Source organism: Pedobacter sp. AC163, assembly GCF_979258665.1.
The window spans coordinates 1-18,979 of sequence record NZ_OZ409872.1 but is presented as its reverse complement, the minus strand read 5'-3'; the positions used below and the strand labels follow the sequence as shown (position 1 = coordinate 18,979).

14 protein-coding genes are annotated in these 18,979 nt (G+C 39.0%); 9 read left to right on the top strand and 5 right to left on the bottom strand.

Annotation, left to right across the window (positions count from 1 at the left end; genetic code table 11):
• The first annotated feature begins 12 nt into the window (after positions 1-12).
• Positions 13-3,240 carry an amidohydrolase family protein gene (locus ACZZZK_RS00070; protein ID WP_463482272.1) on the top strand — a complete coding sequence of 1,076 codons (3,228 nt, stop codon included), beginning with the start codon at positions 13-15 and terminating at the stop codon, positions 3,238-3,240.
• A gap of 85 nt (positions 3,241-3,325) precedes the next feature.
• Here ACZZZK_RS00070 and ACZZZK_RS00065 read toward each other — a convergent pair whose 3' ends face one another.
• Positions 3,326-5,521, bottom strand: coding sequence for a B12-binding domain-containing radical SAM protein (locus ACZZZK_RS00065; protein ID WP_463482271.1), 2,196 nt, complete (start codon positions 5,519-5,521; stop codon positions 3,326-3,328).
• Positions 5,522-5,766: 245 nt separating this feature from the next.
• Between ACZZZK_RS00065 and ACZZZK_RS00060 the strand changes: the two genes are divergently transcribed.
• Entirely contained in the window at positions 5,767-6,483 is a 717-nt protein-coding gene (locus ACZZZK_RS00060) for a hypothetical protein (protein ID WP_463482270.1), read from the top strand.
• A gap of 150 nt (positions 6,484-6,633) precedes the next feature.
• Here ACZZZK_RS00060 and ACZZZK_RS00055 read toward each other — a convergent pair whose 3' ends face one another.
• Positions 6,634-7,824, bottom strand: coding sequence for a BaiN/RdsA family NAD(P)/FAD-dependent oxidoreductase (locus ACZZZK_RS00055; RefSeq protein ID WP_463482269.1), 1,191 nt, complete (start codon positions 7,822-7,824; stop codon positions 6,634-6,636).
• Positions 7,825-8,087: 263 nt separating this feature from the next.
• Here ACZZZK_RS00055 and ACZZZK_RS00050 point away from each other — a divergent pair, with 263 nt between their 5' ends.
• On the top strand, positions 8,088-9,227 hold the full coding sequence (locus ACZZZK_RS00050; RefSeq protein WP_265798652.1) for a 5-(carboxyamino)imidazole ribonucleotide synthase: 1,140 nt from the start codon (positions 8,088-8,090) through the stop codon (positions 9,225-9,227).
• Between the two features lie 53 nt (positions 9,228-9,280).
• Entirely contained in the window at positions 9,281-9,772 is a 492-nt protein-coding gene (purE, locus tag ACZZZK_RS00045) for a 5-(carboxyamino)imidazole ribonucleotide mutase (RefSeq protein WP_463482268.1), read from the top strand.
• A 49-nt stretch (positions 9,773-9,821) separates the two neighbouring features.
• On the opposite strand, the gene ACZZZK_RS00040 is transcribed toward purE, so the two are convergent.
• Positions 9,822-10,385, bottom strand: a complete 564-nt coding sequence (locus tag ACZZZK_RS00040) for a YqgE/AlgH family protein (RefSeq protein ID WP_463482267.1) — start codon at positions 10,383-10,385, stop codon at positions 9,822-9,824.
• Positions 10,386-10,431: 46 nt separating this feature from the next.
• On the opposite strand from ACZZZK_RS00040, the gene pdxH reads away from it, so the two are divergent.
• The 4 genes from pdxH (at position 10,432) to ACZZZK_RS00020 (ending at position 15,245) form a co-directional block, all read left to right on the top strand.
• Positions 10,432-11,082 carry a pyridoxamine 5'-phosphate oxidase gene (gene pdxH / locus ACZZZK_RS00035; RefSeq protein ID WP_463482266.1) on the top strand — a complete coding sequence of 217 codons (651 nt, stop codon included), beginning with the start codon at positions 10,432-10,434 and terminating at the stop codon, positions 11,080-11,082.
• A 316-nt stretch (positions 11,083-11,398) separates the two neighbouring features.
• Positions 11,399-12,289: a 3-hydroxyacyl-CoA dehydrogenase family protein gene (locus ACZZZK_RS00030; protein ID WP_463482265.1), complete on the top strand. Its 891-nt coding sequence runs from the start codon at positions 11,399-11,401 to the stop codon at positions 12,287-12,289.
• Between the two features lie 37 nt (positions 12,290-12,326).
• Entirely contained in the window at positions 12,327-13,349 is a 1,023-nt protein-coding gene (gene ruvB / locus ACZZZK_RS00025; protein WP_056848828.1) for a Holliday junction branch migration DNA helicase RuvB, read from the top strand.
• A gap of 387 nt (positions 13,350-13,736) precedes the next feature.
• A complete protein-coding gene (locus ACZZZK_RS00020) occupies positions 13,737-15,245 on the top strand; it encodes a carbon-nitrogen hydrolase family protein (protein ID WP_265798647.1) in 1,509 nt (502 codons plus the stop codon).
• A 198-nt stretch (positions 15,246-15,443) separates the two neighbouring features.
• Here the strand turns inward: ACZZZK_RS00020 and ACZZZK_RS00015 are convergent, their stop codons facing one another.
• On the bottom strand, positions 15,444-15,650 hold the full coding sequence (locus tag ACZZZK_RS00015; RefSeq protein ID WP_056848826.1) for a hypothetical protein: 207 nt from the start codon (positions 15,648-15,650) through the stop codon (positions 15,444-15,446).
• Between the two features lie 137 nt (positions 15,651-15,787).
• Between ACZZZK_RS00015 and queG the strand changes: the two genes are divergently transcribed.
• The gene (gene queG / locus ACZZZK_RS00010) at positions 15,788-16,720 is read left to right on the top strand and encodes a tRNA epoxyqueuosine(34) reductase QueG (protein ID WP_463482264.1); all 933 of its coding nucleotides are present in this window, start codon (positions 15,788-15,790) and stop codon (positions 16,718-16,720) included.
• Positions 16,721-16,823: 103 nt separating this feature from the next.
• Here queG and alaS read toward each other — a convergent pair.
• Positions 16,824-18,979 (bottom strand): alanine--tRNA ligase (alaS, locus tag ACZZZK_RS00005; RefSeq protein WP_463482263.1); only part of this gene is annotated, 2,156 nt, incomplete at its 5' end.

Genomic DNA, 18,979 nt, shown 5'->3' with positions numbered 1-18,979 from the left:
CAAAAATATAGAATGAAACACCTCTACCTTCTATCTGCACTTTCGCTTTTATTTTTAAACATAACCGCCCAGGAAAAAAAATGGGATGTTGAAAAATACCAGGGAACTACGAAAAATTTCACGCTAAATACCGATGAAGGAACCTGGATGAATTTGGACGTAAGCGCCGACGGACAGGAAATTGTTTTTGACTTATTGGGTGATATTTACACCATGCCCGTTTCTGGAGGTCAGGCCAAACTAATTAGTGGTGGCATTGCTTACGACGTACAACCAAGGTTTAGTCCGAATGGAAAATATATTTCTTACACCAGCGATAAAAGTGGCGGTGACAATATTTGGATTATGAATCGTGATGGTTCTGGCAAAAAGCAGGTGACTAAAGAAAGCTTCAGGCTTTTAAATAACGCCACCTGGATGCCAAACAGCGAATATATTGTAGCCCGTAAGCACTTTACAGCAGGCCGCTCATTGGGTGCTGGAGAAATGTGGATGTATAACATTAATGGTGGTGATGGAATTCAATTGACTAAACGCAAGAATGACCAGCAAGATGCAGGCGAGCCAAATGTTTCGCCAGATGGACGATATCTCTATTTCAGCGAAGATGTTAGTCCCGGGCCAAACTTCGAATACAGTAAAGATCCAAACGGAACCATCTATGCCATCCGCCAATTAGATTTAAACACCGGAAAATTAACTACCCTTATCAATCAACAAGGTGGTGCCTGTCGTCCGCAGGTTTCGCCTGATGGCAATTTAATTGCTTTTGTTAAGCGGGTTCGTTTAAAATCAACCCTCTATGTTCAGAATATTAAGACTGGCGAAGAATGGCCTGTTAATGAGGATTTGTCTCACGACCAACAAGAAACCTGGGCTATTTTTGGTGTTTACCCAAACTTCGCCTGGACGCCAGACAACAAAAGTTTAATATTTTATGCGAAGGGCAAAATCAGAAAAACAGAAATCGCTAATTTGATTACATCCACTATTCCATTTCAGGCCAATACGGTTCAAACGGTTCAGCAGGCCTTGCATTTCGAACAGCAAGTGTACAATAATGATTTTTCAGCAAAAATGTTGCGCCAGTTAACAACATCACCAGATGGAAAAACGATAGTATTCAACGCAGCCGGATTTTTATACAAACAAGAGTTACCAACAGGAACACCTGAACGATTAACAAGTGGAATGGATTTCGAATTCGAGCCCAGTTTTAGTCCCGATGGCAAGTTTGTAATTTACACTACCTGGAGTGATGAACTCCGCGGAGCGATTAAAAGAACTGATATTAAATCTGGTAAAACCATCACTTTAAGCGATGAAAAAGGATTTTATTATTCCCCTCAATATTCTACCAAAGGGGATAAAATTGTGTTTAGAAAAGGAAGCGGTAATGATGTTTTAGGCTATAATTATGGTCGTGGAACGGGAATTTTTATTATGCCTGCTGCTGGCGGTACTAAAACTTTGGTTTCAGATAATGGAATAAAACCATCTTTTAACAATCTAGATACTCGAATCTATTTCCAAAGTTATGCGGATGGTAAAAAGTCTTTAAAAAGTATCGATTTAAATGGTGCTAACGAGAGAACACACTTTACATCACAATATGCAAATCAGTTTGCGGTGAGTCCTGATAACAAATGGCTTGCTTTTAATGAGCTTTTTAATGTATACGTCACCCCAATGATTAATGTAGGAACGGCCCAGGATGCATCGGCTGGAAATAAAGCCATTCCTGTGGCAAAAGTTACAACAGATGGTGGTACTTACATGCAATGGAGCGCTGATAGCAAAAATCTTCATTGGACATTAGGCCCGAAATATTTCACTATTGATGTGAAAAATGCTTTCAATTTTGATGGTGCTACCCCGAAAACACAAGCCAGTTCAATTGATATCAACCTCACTTTAAAAAGTGATGCTCCTACCGGAATTGTAGCCCTAAAAGGCGCCCGAATTATTTCAATGAAAGGTGATGAAGTGATTGAAAACGGAACAATCTTAACAGACGGAAATAAAATTACGGCAATAGGAAAAGCTGATGCAGTGGCGATACCTGCAAATGCGAAGGTTATTGATGTAAACGGCAAAACAATTATGCCTGGAATTATTGATGTTCATGCGCATTTACGCACCAGTCCTGATGGGATTTCGCCACAAAATGATTGGAGCTACATGGCTAATTTAGCTTTCGGTGTAACTACTTCTCATGATCCATCAAGCAATACTGAAATGGTTTTTAGCCAGAGTGAAATGTTAAAAGCAGGAAGAATGGTTGGGCCAAGGTTATATTCGACCGGTTCTATTTTATACGGAGCCGATGGCGATTTCAAAGTGGTAATCAATAGTCTTGACGATGCATTGGCTAATTTGAAACGGCTTAAGGCAGTTGGCGCTTTTTCAGTAAAATCTTACAATCAGCCTCGCAGAGAGCAGCGCCAGCAAATTTTGGAAGCTGCCCGACAGCTAAAAATGGAAGTGGTGCCAGAGGGCGGTTCTACATTTTTCCATAATATGAACATGGTTGCCGACGGACATACGGGAATTGAGCACAGTATTCCAGTTTTACCGGTTTATAAAGATGTAACTACCCTTTGGAACAATACCACCGTGGGTTACACGCCAACTTTAATCGTTGCTTACGGCGGTCAGTGGGGAGAAAATTACTGGTACGATAGAACTAATGTTTGGGAGAATGAAAAGTTAATGACTTATACACCTCGTTCGATTATCGATTCGAGGGCAAGACGCAGAACCACCTCAGAATATAGCGATTACAACCATATCGATATTGCAAAAGCCACGAAACAAATTGCAGATGGTGGTACAAAAGTAAATTTGGGTGCTCATGGGCAAATACAGGGTTTAGGTGCACACTGGGAACTCTGGATGTTTGTTCAAGGAGGATTTTCGCCATTGCAAGCCATTAGAAATGCTACTTTAAACGGCGCACATTATTTAGGAATGGACAAAGAAATTGGTTCATTGGAAGTTGGCAAATTAGCAGATTTAGTCATTATGGATGCCAATCCTTTAGACGACATCAGGAACTCCGAAAAGATTAAGTATGTGATGATTAACGGCAGACTGTATGATAGCGCCACGATGAATGAAGTGGGTACGAGAGAAAAACTTCGTAGCAAATTGTGGTTCGAAAGCGCAAAAGGCAATGGATTTGTAATTCCGAATAGCGAATCAGAAACATGGACTTTTACCGTTCCACATTGTGATTAATTTTTTCCCGCAGATTAAGAGGATTTACGCAGATTCTTTTAGTCTGCGGGATATGCGTTATCTGCGGGGAAATTTGGAAGTAAAATCACAAAACCAACAAACCAAATTCTCTTAAAGTATTCACAGGTTTTGAATACCAGAACAATTCAAAGTTTTCCATCTCTATTTCAAAATCTGCTTTAACTTCAGCAAAGGTGTAAACCTTTTCATTTGAGATGTGAATTTTACCTAAAATCGAAACCAACCATTCGCCTTCACTCTTATTGGTTTGAATTGTAAAGCTTTGTTTTTTATCATGAAAAATTAACGATGCCATTTCCCAGCTATTCCCTTTTTTCGATTTGGTAAAATATTCAGCAGCGGGCTTCCCTCCTAACCAAGACACTTTAGCGGTTGGTTTAGTATGAAAATGATCATCATTGCTCAAAGCACCTTCGATAAAATCAGCTGGAATTTTGGTTCTTGGGATCTTAAAATCGAACCAGTCTTGTAAGTCGTAATCGAAACAAATGCCATGCATAAAATTGAATAACGACTTTTTCAACCCATAACTAAACTTGTTATGGTCGATGCCGGTTTTATCGAAGTAGTTAATGTCGTTATTAGCGAAAGTGCCAATTGCTTCTGTTTCCTTTACCACTCCAAACTTTTCGGGGTACATGCCAACGGGACTGTGTGCCGTCATCGCAAACTGATGCCAAAAGCCCGATTGCAATATGCCAGCCTCAAATAGTTGACGAACCATTTCTAAACTATCTACAGTTTCCTGTATCGTTTGTGTGGGATAGCCATACATTAAGTAAGCATGAACCATGACGCCTGCTGCTGTGAAGTTTCGCGTTACCCGGGCAACCTGTTCAACAGTTACACCTTTGTCGATCAGTTTTAGCAGCCTATCGGATGCCACTTCGAGACCGCCTGAAATAGCAATGCAGCCCGATGCTTTTAGCAGCAAGCATAAATCTGCTGTAAAACTTTTTTCAAACCGAATATTTGTCCACCAGGTAACCGCTAATTTCCTTCTGATAATTTCAAGGGCAACTTCACGCATCAAAGCAGGTGGAGCAGCCTCATCAACAAAATGAAACCCATTCTGCCCTGTTTTGGTAGATAAATCTTCAATCCGATCAACAATTTGTTTGGCTTGAACTGGTTCGTAAACCTTTATATAATCCAGTGAGATATCACAAAATGTGCATTTTCCCCAATAGCATCCATGGGCCATGGTCAGTTTATTCCACCTGCCGTCACTCCACATTCGGTGCATTGGGTTTACGATTTCTATCACCGAAATATATTGATCAAGCAACAATCCGCTGTAATCGGGCGTACCAACATCAGTTTGTTTGTAGTCTTTTCTAAAGGAATCATTTTTGTAAACCACCTCGTCATTTTCCAACAAAAATGTACGCTTATACGTTTGCATTTCCTTCGGCAAGGTTCCACTAATGTTTTGAATGAGCAAATCGATGGGCAATTCCCCATCATCCAAAGTGATGAAATCGAAAAATTCGAAAACACGTTCATCAGAAAGCGAGCGCAACTCCGTGTTTGGGAAGCCACCACCCATAGAAATTTTAATTTCAGGATAATTTGCTTTTACCCACTGCGCACACCGAAAAGCGCTATATAAATTACCTGGGAAAGGAACAGAAATCAAAAACAATCTCGGGTCAATTGCTGCGATCTTCTCTTCTAAAATTTTAATAAGAATTTGATCGATGTAAGTTGGTTCATTTTGTAACGCCGTATATAATTCATCGAAAGAATTGGCGCTTCTGCCTAAACGTTCTGCGTAGCGACTGAAACCGAAATTTTCATCTACACATTCTACAATATAATCAGAAATATCTTCGAGGTATAATGTTGCCAGGTGCTTCGCCTTATCCTGCGTTCCCATTGCTCCGAACGCCCAATCGAGTTCTTCTAATTGCGTAAAGCGAGCTGCCTGAGGAAGAAAATCATCTCCACAAATTTGCAATGCCAACGTTGGATTTTTACCTTGAAGGAAGGCAATCACAGAATCGATGGTTTTCAGGTATTCATCCTTCAACGCAAAAATGCGTTTGGCATTATCACTTTTCAATTTCGAACTAGAAACTTCAAACAAATCAGCTAATCCATTTTTTGAAAACAGTTCTAATATTACTTCAATCCCCAAGTCTGCTTGTGTTGAAGAGATATTTTTAGTGTTTAAAAATCCTTTTATATACGCTGTTGCCGGATACGGGGTATTCAGTTGAGTAAATGGCGGCGTAATGGCAAAGATTTCGGTTTTCAAAAGATTTGTTTTTCTGCAAAAGTAAAGGAATTTTAGAACTTAGGGATTTATTATAAGTCAAATTTGCATGGTTTGTATCCACACAGAACATTCCATAATTTTTATGTCTGGTTGTTTAAATACAGATTGAGGAGAAGCTATTGAAATGCTAAAAAAATTCAGCACGATGATTTGGTTGAGATAGCCACTAAACTAAAACCCAAATCCAAGCGTTTTAAATGGATATCAATACCTTTTCTATCTGAATGAAATATTTTTATTTACTTACTTTTCTTCTAGCAGCACATCTTTGTTTCGCTCAAAAAACATTCATTTTCCCTAGAGTGAAGCCGCAAGGCGTTTCTGTTGAGCAGCTTACTCCTACAAACTGGACAGTAATTGAAACAGCAAACGGAGATTTGAATCATGATGGGGTTGAGGATATGGCTGTCGTTTTTCAATTTGATAAAAAGATTGATGAGACGAGAACCTACGGGGATAATAATTCGGAAATTATAAAGGAAACGCAGAAACCACGAATTTTAGCGATTTTTTTTAAAGATCATTCTACAGGAAATTTCCGCTTATCTACCCAGAATAACGATTTTATTCTGAGATCTGAAGAAGGCGGTAAACTCGGCGATCCGCTCAACCAAATCGGAATCAAAGACCAGCAGCTTTATTTACGCTTTCAGGGAGGTGCAGAGTGGCGCTGGGAACTGGGCTATACTTTTAAATTTGAAAATAAAGACTGGTTTTTAACCAGTGCGATAAACCTCTATTTTAACCAGAATACCGGCGAAATGACCGAACGTGTTTACGATTTTAAAACGCGTGAATTATTTACTACGGTTGGGAATTTACACAGAAGAGATATCGCGAACCGAAAAACGAGTGAGGTTCTATATTTTTCTCAGTTGAGAACATTTAAAACATTCAAAAAGCCTTGGGCCTGGGAAATAATGCCCAATGTTTATCTATAGGTTTTGCCACGGAAAAACTTTTTGCCACGGAAACACAGAATACACGGAGATTTGGCATTTAATTAAGCGGTCGTCATTGCGAGGCACGAAGCAATCTTAATGCGATATGCTTATAGAGTGATACTTCGCAATGTCGAGCTGCTGAATAAATTAAATATTCTGCGCTATTACGAAGCCACTTGCCCAGGCCCATTGGAAGTTATAACCACCCAGCCAACCCGTAACATCCATGCATTCCCCGCCGAAAAATAAGCCAGGAATATTTTTACATTCCAAAGTTTTGGATGAAATTTCATTGGTATCAATTCCGCCACGCATCACTTCGGCTTTATCATAACCTTTATCACCAGCTGGTTTCATTTTAAAGTGATGGATCGTTTGTTCAACTAATTGGATTTCCGAATTTGTTAGGGACGCAACCGGTTTAGTTAGCGGCAAAAATTTCCCTAAAGCATCAGTAAATTTCTTCGTATAGAAACGGTTTAATAAAGTGGATAAAAGTGTTTTCCCATTTGTTTGGCGTTCCTCAGATAATATTGACACAATATTTTGACCGGGCAGCAGATTAAGATTTACGCTTTCTCCTCTTCTCCAGAAGGACGAAATCTGTAAAATTGCAGGGCCACTCAAACCCCAATGCGTAAACAATATATTTTCTTCGAAAGAAATTTCTTCATTACTTACTTCGCAAAAAACTGAATTGCCAGAAAGCTGTGCAAACCATTCTTCATCTTTTCCTGTGATGGTTAAAGGAACCAGCGCTGGTGCGGTTTCTACAATTTTCAAATCATGCTTCCGGGCAAAACGTAATGCAAAATCTGTTGCACCCATTTTTTGGATGGGTAAACCGCCTGTAGCCACAATTAGTTTTGCGGCCGTTAGCGTGACATTTTTTCCATTCTTATCGTAAGTAACCCGAAAACCATCTGGTAATATCTCAATCTCTTTAACGTCGGCATTGCAGCGAATTTCCTGACCAAAATCTGCACAGATTGATGTGAAAACCTGTACCACATCTTTTGCATTTTTTTCATCGGGGAACAATTGTCCCAATGTTTTTTCCCTACCATGAATCCCATAAGTTTCGAAAAAACTTACGGTGTCATCGACCGTCCATTGCGTAAAAGCCGATTTAATAAAGTGGGGGTTTGCAGAAATAAATTGTTCTGCTGAAGCAAACTGGTTGGTATAATTGCAACGACCGCCACCAGAAATCAAAATCTTGGCACCTGGTTTTTCATTCTTTTCCAGTACAATTACTTTCTTCCCCAGATAGCCCGCTTGTACCGCACACATTAACCCGCAAGCACCTGCGCCAATAATTATTGCATCAGCATTCATTTCGCAAAGTTATAAGTTTTACCTTCTAAGTGGCTAGCAGAATCCTTTTTATAATAGCCGCGATTGTAGTGGAAATACTTTTTGAAGCAGCGTCTTCGGCATGTTAAAACTGACAATAACAAAAAGATTGGAACGTAAAGCGGGACTGCATTTTAATTTTCGCACTGTTTTTGCGCTACAAAACCTTTGCGATTTAGTGCTATAAAAGGCCTGTTGAAGTTTATTTTTTGCTATTTTTGCGATTCAAAAAATCTACTTTATTAATGGCAAAACAGATTAGCGAATTAAAGTTAGGTATTCTTGGTGGCGGTCAGTTGGGCAGAATGCTCATTCAGCAAGCCATTAACTATAACGTTACCTCTTTAGTTTTAGACCCTGACCCCGATGCTCCTTGCAAACACATTGCAAATTATTTTGAAAACGGTTCTATTACCGATTTTGACACCGTTTATAACTTTGGAAAGAAAGCCGATATTATTACCATAGAAATTGAAAAGGTAAATATTGATGCTTTAGAACAGCTGGAAAAAGAAGGCAAACAAGTTTTTCCACAGTCAAGGGTAATTCGTTTAATTCAGGACAAAGGCGTCCAAAAGCAGTTTTTTAAAGAGAACGATATTCCTACCTCTCCTTTTCACATCGCAAATACCAAAGAGGATATGTTAAATAGTGCGATCCCCTATCCTTATATTTTAAAGTTGCGTAAAGATGGCTACGATGGCAAAGGGGTAATGAAAATTAATGGTGCTGCCGATTTAGATAAGGCGTTTGATGCACCATGTATTGTAGAAAAACTGGTTGATTTTGAAAAGGAAGTTGCCGTGATTGTTGCCCGAAATTCGAATGGCGACATGAAAACCTTCCCAATGGTGGAGATGGAATTTAATCCTGAAGCCAATTTAGTTGAGTTTCTTATTTCGCCCTCAACTTTTGCAGAAAGCCTGCAACAAAAAGCTGAAAACATTGCAAAAAGTATCGCTTCTGCAATGAATATTACTGGTATTTTGGCAGTAGAAATGTTTGTTTGTAGTGATGGTGAACTTCTGGTAAACGAAGTGGCGCCACGTCCACACAATAGCGGGCACCAAACAATTGAAGGCAATTACGTTTCTCAATTTGAACAACATTTGCGCTCAATCTATAATTTGCCGCTTGGCGATACCACAAGCATTACCAATGCAGTGATGATTAATTTGCTTGGTGAAAAAGGCTCGGAAGGTGTAGCTAAATATGAAAATCTGGAGAAGATTTTGGCCATTGATGGCGTTTTCGTCCATCTTTACGGTAAAAAATATACCAAACCGTTTCGTAAAATGGGCCATGTAACTATTGTTGATATCGATAGAGATAAAGCTATCGAAAAAGCTAGATATGTACAGAAAACGTTGAAGGTGATTGCGTAGAAGATTAAAGAGTAAGTAACAAAGACTAAGATTTTAAAGTTAAAACACAAAAAATGAGTGCGAGAGTTGGAATAATTATGGGCAGCAAATCTGATTTGCCTGTTATGCAAGATGCTGCTGATATATTAAAAGAATTCGGAATTGAATATGAAATTACCGTAGTTTCTGCACATAGAACTCCTGAACGCATGTTCGATTATGCTAAAGAGGCACAGGCACGGGGTTTAAAAGTGATTATTGCTGGTGCTGGCGGCGCCGCACATTTACCTGGAATGGTAGCTTCTATAACAACTTTACCTGTGATTGGTGTGCCGGTAAAATCATCCAATTCTATTGATGGATGGGATAGTATTTTATCCATCCTACAAATGCCAAACGGTATTCCCGTGGCTACGGTTGCATTAAATGCGGCTAAAAATGCAGGTTTATTGGCTGCTCAAATTTTAGCTACAGCCGATGAGTCGCTGACTGTAAAAATGCAGGATTATAAAGATGAGCTTAGAAGAAAAGTAGAAGAAAGTGCTGCTGAAATGAGCGGACTATAAATATTAGGTTGAGCTTGTCGAGGCTTAATATCCCACGACAAGCTCAATATTAATTTAAGCTGGGATCTATTGGAAAATTGCTTACGTGGGCATATTTCGGACCCAGGTTTACAATTACATCTCTCCAAAGTTTTTCTTCATCATTGCCGAAAATAATTTCCGGTTGTGAGATGTCGCTCACCATCCAGGCATTTTGCTCCAGTTCTCTTGCTAATTGTCCGTTATCCCAACCTGAGTAACCCATAAAAAACTTAATCTCGCTTTCGTCAATCGCATTGTTGTTGATTAAAATTTTTAGTGTTTCAAAATTGCCTCCCCAATAAATACCATTGCCAATTTCTTCACCACTTTGCAACTTACCATAAGCCCGGTGAATGAAGTGCAAAGTATCTGCGGCAACTGGCCCACCAAAATAGATGTGGTTATTGGCCTCCCATAAATCTTGAATCACATCTTTAACCAGCAAGTTTCCCATCTGATTTAAAATATAGCCGACTGTTCCATCTTCTCCGTGCTCGGTTAATAACACCACCGAACGTTTAAAATTGGGATCAGCCATAAAGGGTTCAGAAATTAATAATCTTCCGGTTTTCGGTTTTATATTGTTCAGCATCACGATAATCATTTGAAGCACCATAAAAGATGCCTATTTTTGTTCTATGCAAGTTACAAACGAATTTCTACAAAACCTGCGCCAAGATTATAAAAGCGCCACGTTAGATGAAGCTGACGTAGATAACAATCCTATTACGCAATTTCAAAAGTGGTTTGAAAATGCTGTTGAAGCACAAGTTTATGAACCAAATGTGATGACATTGGCCACAGCTGACAAAGCCGGCCGACCAGATGCCAGGATTGTGTTACTAAAAGGCGTTGACGAAAATGGTTTCAGATTTTTCACTAACTATTTAAGCGCCAAGGGTAAGGAATTAAAACGTAACCCTTACGCGGCATTGGTTTTCTTTTGGCCAGATTTAGAACGCCAGGTTAGAATTGAAGGCACGGTAGAAAAACTAGATAAAGAAACCTCTGAAGAATATTTTGTAACCAGGCCAGTAGCCAGTCAAATTGGTGCGGTAGCCTCTCCGCAAAGCCAGGTTATTCCCGACAGGAAATTTTTAGAAGAAAAGTTTGAAGAGCTGAAAGAAAAAAGCGAGGGTAAAAGTATCGCCAAGCCGGCACACTGGGGTGGTTATATTGTAAAGCCAACTCGGATAGAATTTTGGCAAGGTCGCCGAAGCAGGTTGCACGATAGAATTAATTTTGAACTTGTTAAGGGTAGCTGGGTGAAAAGCAGGTTAGCGCCATAAAGTGTTTTCGAATAAATAGAGATCTGCTATCCAGCCAGATCTCTATTTTAACTAATCATTAACTAACCTAAATGATACTAGGAAGTGCTTTTATAAAGACGTCATGACTGAAAACTTGACGATTATTTTCTATCATTATCAAGCAATCGAAAGGCTTATTTGTTTTGTTAGTCAATCAGATTTTTGTCAGAAATGAGGTGCAAATCTGTATCGCAAAACATAAGTGTTCTGTAACCAGCACAATACTTTCAGCAATAGTAATATCTTTGGAAACTTCGAAAATAAAACATTACAGAAACCCCTAACCAAAATTTTAATGATTAAAAATATTTCAGTTATAGGATCGGGAACTATGGGCAATGGAATTGCACATGTGTTTGCTCAATTTAATTACTCGGTTAGTTTGGTAGATATTAATCAGACAGCCCTCGATCAAGCCATACAAACCATTACTAAAAACTTAGACCGACAGGTTGCAAAAGGACTAATTACTGAAGATCAAAAAACACTAACACTAAAGAACATTTCTACGTTCACGTCGATAAAAGAAGGCGTTAAACATGCTGATTTAATAGTGGAGGCAGCTACGGAAAATATAGAATTAAAGCTTCAAATTTTTAAAGATCTGGATGATGCAGCACCAGAAAATGCTATCCTGGCTTCCAACACATCATCTATTTCAATTACTAAAATCGCTGCAGCCACCAATCGTGGAGATAAAGTAATTGGTATGCATTTTATGAACCCAGTGCCGGTGATGAAATTGGTTGAGGTGATTCGGGGATATCAAACCAGCGATGAAACTACACAAACGATTATGTCGCTTTCTAAAAGCCTTGAAAAAACGCCTGTTGAAGTGAATGATTATCCGGGTTTTGTAGCCAATAGAATTTTGATGCCGATGATTAACGAAGCCATATACACCTTATACGAAGGCGTCGCTGGTGTTTACGAAATCGATACTGTAATGAAATTAGGAATGGCTCACCCTATGGGTCCATTGCAACTGGCAGATTTTATAGGTTTAGACGTATGTTTAGCAATATTAAAAGTTCTTCATGATGGATTTGGAAATCCTAAATATGCACCATGTCCGTTATTAGTTAATATGGTTGCTGCCGGAAAAAAAGGTGCAAAATCGGGTGAAGGTTTTTATAAATATACAGCTGGATCAAAAGAATTGGTGGTTACTGATAAATTCAAATAATCCTAATTTTTTTAGCATTTAATTTTATATTTGCTGTATGAACGAAAATCTTGATCCAGATGCAAGCAGCTTAAGTCCTACGGACAAAGATATTGAACGGGTATTAAGACCACAGGCTTTTGAAGATTTTACCGGGCAAGAGAAAGTGATGGAAAACCTTCGGATTTTTGTTCAGGCTGCAAAACTTCGTGGCGAAGCCCTTGATCACGTTTTATTACACGGGCCTCCGGGATTAGGGAAAACCACACTATCTTATATCATTGCCAATGAGATGGGTGCCGGCATTAAGGTAACTTCTGGTCCTGTATTGGATAAACCGGGCGATTTGGCGGGTTTGCTAACCGGTTTAGATACAGGCGATATCCTTTTCATTGATGAAATCCATCGACTATCACCTTTGGTTGAAGAATACCTCTATTCTGCCATGGAGGATTTTAAAATCGACATTATGCTCGAAACCGGGCCTAATGCCCGTTCTGTGCAGATTTCACTCAATCCGTTTACGCTTGTTGGCGCAACAACCCGTTCAGGTTTGTTAACTGCACCACTACGGGCTCGTTTCGGTATCAATTGTCGTCTGGCTTATTATGATGCCAAGCTTTTAACTACAATCGTTCTTCGTTCTTCTGATATTCTTAATACACCAATTGACGACGAAGGCGCTTATGAAATTGCCCGTCGTAGTCGTGGAACGCCCCGTATTGCAAACGCACTTTTGCGTAGAACAAGAGATTTTGCACAAATAAAAGGAAATGGAAATATCGATCCTGAAATAGCAAACTATGCCTTAAATGCTCTAAATGTTGATGAACATGGTTTAGATGAAATGGATAATAAAATCCTGTCTACTATTATTGATAAATTTAAAGGAGGCCCAGTGGGTTTAAAAACTATAGCGACTGCAGTTGGAGAAGATGAAGGCACAATTGAAGAGGTTTACGAACCTTTTTTAATTCAGGAAGGTTACATTATGCGTACCTCTCGGGGAAGAGAAGTGACCGAAGCTGCTTACAAACATTTGAAAAAGAATTATCCTGGGCAAACTGGAAAGTTGTTTTAAGGTAGGTTTATTACCTTGCCGTTTTAATATCTGTTTTAAAACAGTTTAGCATATTACTGCGCTTATTTCAGTAGAGGTTGACTGTGATAAAGATTGCCACGTCCCGATGAAAAATCGGAACTCGCAATGACGACAGGAGAGCAAGAATAGTTCTCCTATTGCCATACCAAATGGAGTATTAATGATAGGGCATTCTCCAATATTTTATTGACAGCTGATGAAATCCTTCTAGTTATTAATAATAAATAATGATCGCCTAATGTCGATTAACAGTAGCATTTATCAATACAGAAGGTTGTGAAGTTTTTAATGTTCTCTTAAAAAACCTCAAATATATTTGAACATTTATCTCATCTTTCTGTTCCTTATCTATAAAACCAACAAATTATGAATATCGAATTACGTAAGCTCACGCTTGAAGATTATGCCGATTTAAAAGAATCAATGTTACAAGCCTACGATAGCATGGGTGGTTCAATCTGGCCAAAATCAAGCATTGCTAAATTATTAAGTATCTTCCCCGAAGGACAGCTTTGTATTGCTGTCGATGATAAAGTAGTAGCTTGTTCACTTTCAATTATTGTAGAATACGACGAATATGGCGATAGACATACTTACAAACTAATTACCGGCGATTACTCTTTCAGCACTCACGATGCTAATGGTGATACACTATATGGCATTGAAATATTTGTTCACCCTGAATTTAGAGGCTTAAGGTTAGGACGCAGACTTTATGAAGCTCGAAAAGAGCTTTGCGAAAGTTTAAATTTAAAAAGCATTATCGCTGGCGGAAGAATTCCTGGTTACCATACCTATTCAGAAACTTTAACGCCAAGGCAATACATCGATAAAGTAAAGGCTAAGGAAATCTATGATCCTACCTTAACCTTTCAAATCTCTAATGATTTTCACGTTCGAAAAGTATTGAAAAATTATCTTCCTGGCGATAAGGAATCTAAAGAATATGCAACGTTAATTGAGTGGAACAACATTTATTATCAGGGAATCGATGCTTCCGCCCGTTCAGCAATGACCATTCGCTTAGGTTTGGTGCAATGGGAAATGCGTTTGTTTCCAGATATGGACGTGTTCTATGAGCAAGTGGAATTTTTTGTCGATGCGTTAAGTGGTTACAAATCCGATTTCATTATGTTCCCGGAGCTGTTTAATACTCCATTGTTGCAGCCCTACAACCATCTTCCAGAAATTGAAGCCATGCGTAAACTGGCAGAGAAAACTCAGGAGATTGTGGACAGAATGCATGAGTATGCTCTAAGCTACAATGTGAATATTATTACCGGAAGCATGCCCTTACTTGATGGAGGAAAACTTTATAATGCAACCTATTTATGCCACAGAACAGGAAAAATCGATGAGTACAGAAAGATTCACATCACCCCCAACGAACAAAAATATTATGGAATGATTGGTGGCGACAAGGTGCAGGTGTTTGATACTGACTGTGGTAAAATCGGCATTTTAATTTGTTATGATGTAGAATTTCCTGAGTTAAGCCGCATTTATGCAGATCAGGGGATGCAGATTTTGTTTGTACCTTTCTTAACCGATACACAAAATGGCTATACACGAGTACGCCATTGTGCGCAGGCAAGAGCAATAGAAAATGAATGTTATGTGGCCATTGCGGGCTGCGTAGGCAATTTACCGAAGGTGAACAATATGGATATCCAATTTGCTCAATCTGCTGTATTCACTCCTTCTGATTTTGCTTTTCCCACCAATGCAGTTAAGGCCGAGGCCACTCCAAACACAGAAATGGTGTTGGTGGTGGATGTAGATTTGCATCTTCTCGACGAATTGCACCATTATGGAACAGTTAAAGTTTTAAAAGACAGACGAAATGACTTGTATCAGGTAAAACTGCTTAAATAGTTTTTGAAGCGCAAGTTTCTGCAGCTCATAAAATTTGTTCCCGCCTTTTGCTAAATCCCGATCCTTAGGTGCTCACTGATCGTTTGATGAATCGGGATATCGCTTTCCGTCGGGGCTAATTACCTAAACCAGAAGTTATTTAAACAAAAAAACGCCGGTCGCATCAACAACCGGCGTTCAATTATAATCTAAAGCTAATTACTTTTTCATTGCAAACCATACTATCAATCCGATAATAACTGCTATTGGGATGATCCATTTTAAAACAGAACCTGCCCCATTTTCATCACGCTCTGTAACTGCAGGTTGTGCTGGTCCTGGATCTTCTTTATGGTTTTCGTAATCTTGTTCTATCGGTTTAGGAGCTTCTCCCGATTCCGTATGTTTTGGATCTATGTTTTCCATTTATGTTGTGAGTTAAGTTCCTTTTAATCCAATTCATCGAATTTTGAAGAACTGCAAATTAATTAATTTAGTTTTCTGTAGATAGAACAAGTGATTGTTAAAAAGGTTTTGCTTCCTAAGCCTTATCTTTGTATATCGTGTTTAGTAATACTGCAAAATATAGCCAACAAATTAAAGATGAAGCCCTTCGTTTGGGTTTTTTGTCTTGCGGCATTTCAAAAGCAGAATTTTTAGAAGAAGAAGCACCCAGACTTGAAAAATGGTTAGCTCAAAACCATCACGGCGAAATGAAATACATGGAAAACTATTTCGATAAACGTCTTGATCCCCGCCTCCTGGTTGATGATGCAAAGTCAGTAATCTCTTTATCGTTAAATTATTATACTGATGAAAAACAGGTAGATCCGGAGGCGCCAAAAATTTCAAAATATGCCTTTGGGCAAGATTACCATCATGTAATAAAAGATAAATTGAAATCACTTTTACAATTTATTCACGAGCATATTGGAGAGGTTTCTGGAAGAGCTTTCGTAGATTCGGCTCCGGTTTTAGACCGGGCATGGGCAAAAAAATCAGGTATTGGATGGATTGGTAAAAACTCAAATTTAATCAGCAAAAAAGAGGGGTCTTTTTTCTTTTTGGCAGAGTTGATCGTCGATTTAGAGTTGGACTATGATCATGCTTTCCAAACCGATCATTGTGGCACCTGCACCCGTTGCTTAGATGCTTGCCCTACTGATGCGATTATTGCTCCACAAGTGGTAGACGGAACTAAATGTATTTCCTACCTCACTATAGAGTTGAAAAATGAAATCCCTACTGAGTTTAAGGATAAAATGAGCAATTGGGCATTTGGATGTGATATTTGCCAGGACGTGTGCCCCTGGAACCGGTTTTCGAAAGTACACAACGAACCTGCTTTAGAACCTGAAAACGGATTGTTGGATTTAACAAAGGAAGATCTTATCGAAATAACCGACGAAGTTTTTAAAAAGGTTTTTAAAGGGTCGGCTATTAAACGCACCAAACTTGTTGGCCTGAAAAGGAATATAGATTTTTTACAATCTTAGGCTTCCCCATTAAAAATTGGGCTTTCAAAAAAATGGAGAAATCTTTAGAACTTGTAGCCAAATTCTAAGATTTCTCCGCTCTATTAACAAATATCAAAACGATCTATCCTGCGATAAATCCTTCAGCTTTTTCTAAAACCGCTGTTAAACCAGCAGAATTTTTACCTCCGGCAGTTGCATAAAATGGCTGGCCACCGCCTCCACCTTGAATTTCTTTACCCAGCTCCCGCACAATATTTGAGGCATTCATTCCTTTTTTCACCAAATCATCTGATAGCATTACCGTTATTCCAGGTTTTCCCTCAATTTCTGTAGTAAAAACCAGGAAAAGATTATCAATCATATCTTTCAATGAAAAAGCAAGGTTTTTAATGGCATCGGCGCTTTGTAGGTCGATGTGTTTCGCAATTAAGTTAACGCCATTTATTCCACGAACGTGATGAACAATTTCGTGTTTCAAAGCGCCCACACGTTCTAAAGTAGATTTTTCGATCTCTTTTTTAAGCTTTGCATTTTCGTCAAGCAAGGCTTGAACCGATGCAGATAAGTCTTTAGATCCGTTTAGCAATGCTTTCAAATGGCCAAGTTCTTTACGTTGATCAAGGAAATACTGTTCTGCTTTATCTGCAGTAATTGCCTCAATTCTGCGTACTCCAGCTGCAACAGCACTTTCAGAAATGATTTTGAAAGAACCGATTTGACCTGTTGCCTTTACGTGTGTGCCACCGCAAAGCTCTTTCGAGAAATGGTCATCAAAGGTAATCATACGGACGAAATCGCCGTATTTTTCGCCGAACAACGCAGTTACCCCGCTTTCAATCGCATCTTGATAAGGCGCATTTCTTTGCTCTTTTAATTTAATGTTCTGTCTGATCTTCTGATTTACAATTACCTCAATCTGAGCCAATTCTTCTTCTGTTACTTTAGCGAAATGAGAAAAATCGAAACGTAGATAATCGGGATTTACCAATGAACCTTTTTGATTAACATGTTTACCCAATACTTGCTTTAAAGCAGCATGCAACAAATGTGTAGCCGAGTGATTATCCTCCGTCAGAATGCGTTTATCTTCATCTACAACTGCCCAAAATTTACCTTCCAGGTTGTCAGGAAGCAAATCTGTAAAGTGTACCGTTAAACCATTTTCTTTTTTAGTATCCGTAATATCAACCCAAAACTGGCGACTATGATCTTCTAAACGACCAGTATCTCCCACCTGACCACCACTTTCGGCATAGAAAGGTGTCTGGCGCAGAACAATTTGATATTGCTCTTTTCCTTTAGCTTTAACTTTACGGTATTTTAAAATCTCGGTTTCAATTTCTAAATCATCATAACCCACAAACTCGCTTTGATCGTCAGCGTTTACGATAATCCAATCGCCGGTATCAATTGCAGTAGCAGCACGACTATCATCTTTTTGTTTTTGAAGCGCTTGCTCATATCCAGCTAAATCAACACTCCAACCTTTTTCCCTCGCCATTAACTCTGTTAAATCAATAGGAAAGCCGAAAGTATCAGATAATTCGAAAGCGAAATTTCCTTCCACTAAATTATCGGCAGCCTGATATCTTTCGAAACGTTGAATACCTGTAGATAAAGTTCTTAAAAACGAAACCTCTTCTTCCAGCACAACTTTCTGAACGAAATCCTGTTGTGAAATCAATTCATCGAAAACACCTTTAAACTGTTCGGCTAATAATGGAACCAGCTGATTTAAAAATGGCTCTTTGAAGTTTAAGAAAGTATAGGCATAACGGACAGCACGACGTAAAATTCTGCGAATAACATAACCTGCTTTGTTGTTTGATGGCAATTGTCCATCTGCAATTACAAACGAGATGGCACGAATATGATCGGCCATTACACGCATGGCAATGTCAGTTTTTTCGTCAGCACCATATTTAATTCCCGATTTTTCAGCAATAAACTGAATCATCGGTTGAAAAACATCGGTATCGTAGTTAGATGTTTTCTCCTGTAAAACACGTACCAAACGCTCGAAACCCATTCCCGTATCAACGTGTTTGGCTGGCAAACTTTGCAACGAACCATCTTTTAAACGGTTAAATTGCATGAATACATTATTCCAGATTTCGATAACCTGCGGATGATCAGCATTTACCAATGTGGCACCATCAACCAAAGCTTTTTCTTCATCGGTACGGCAGTCTACGTGGATTTCAGAGCAAGGACCACAAGGACCGGTATCGCCCATTTCCCAGAAATTATCTTTTTTATTTCCTGGTAAAATATGGC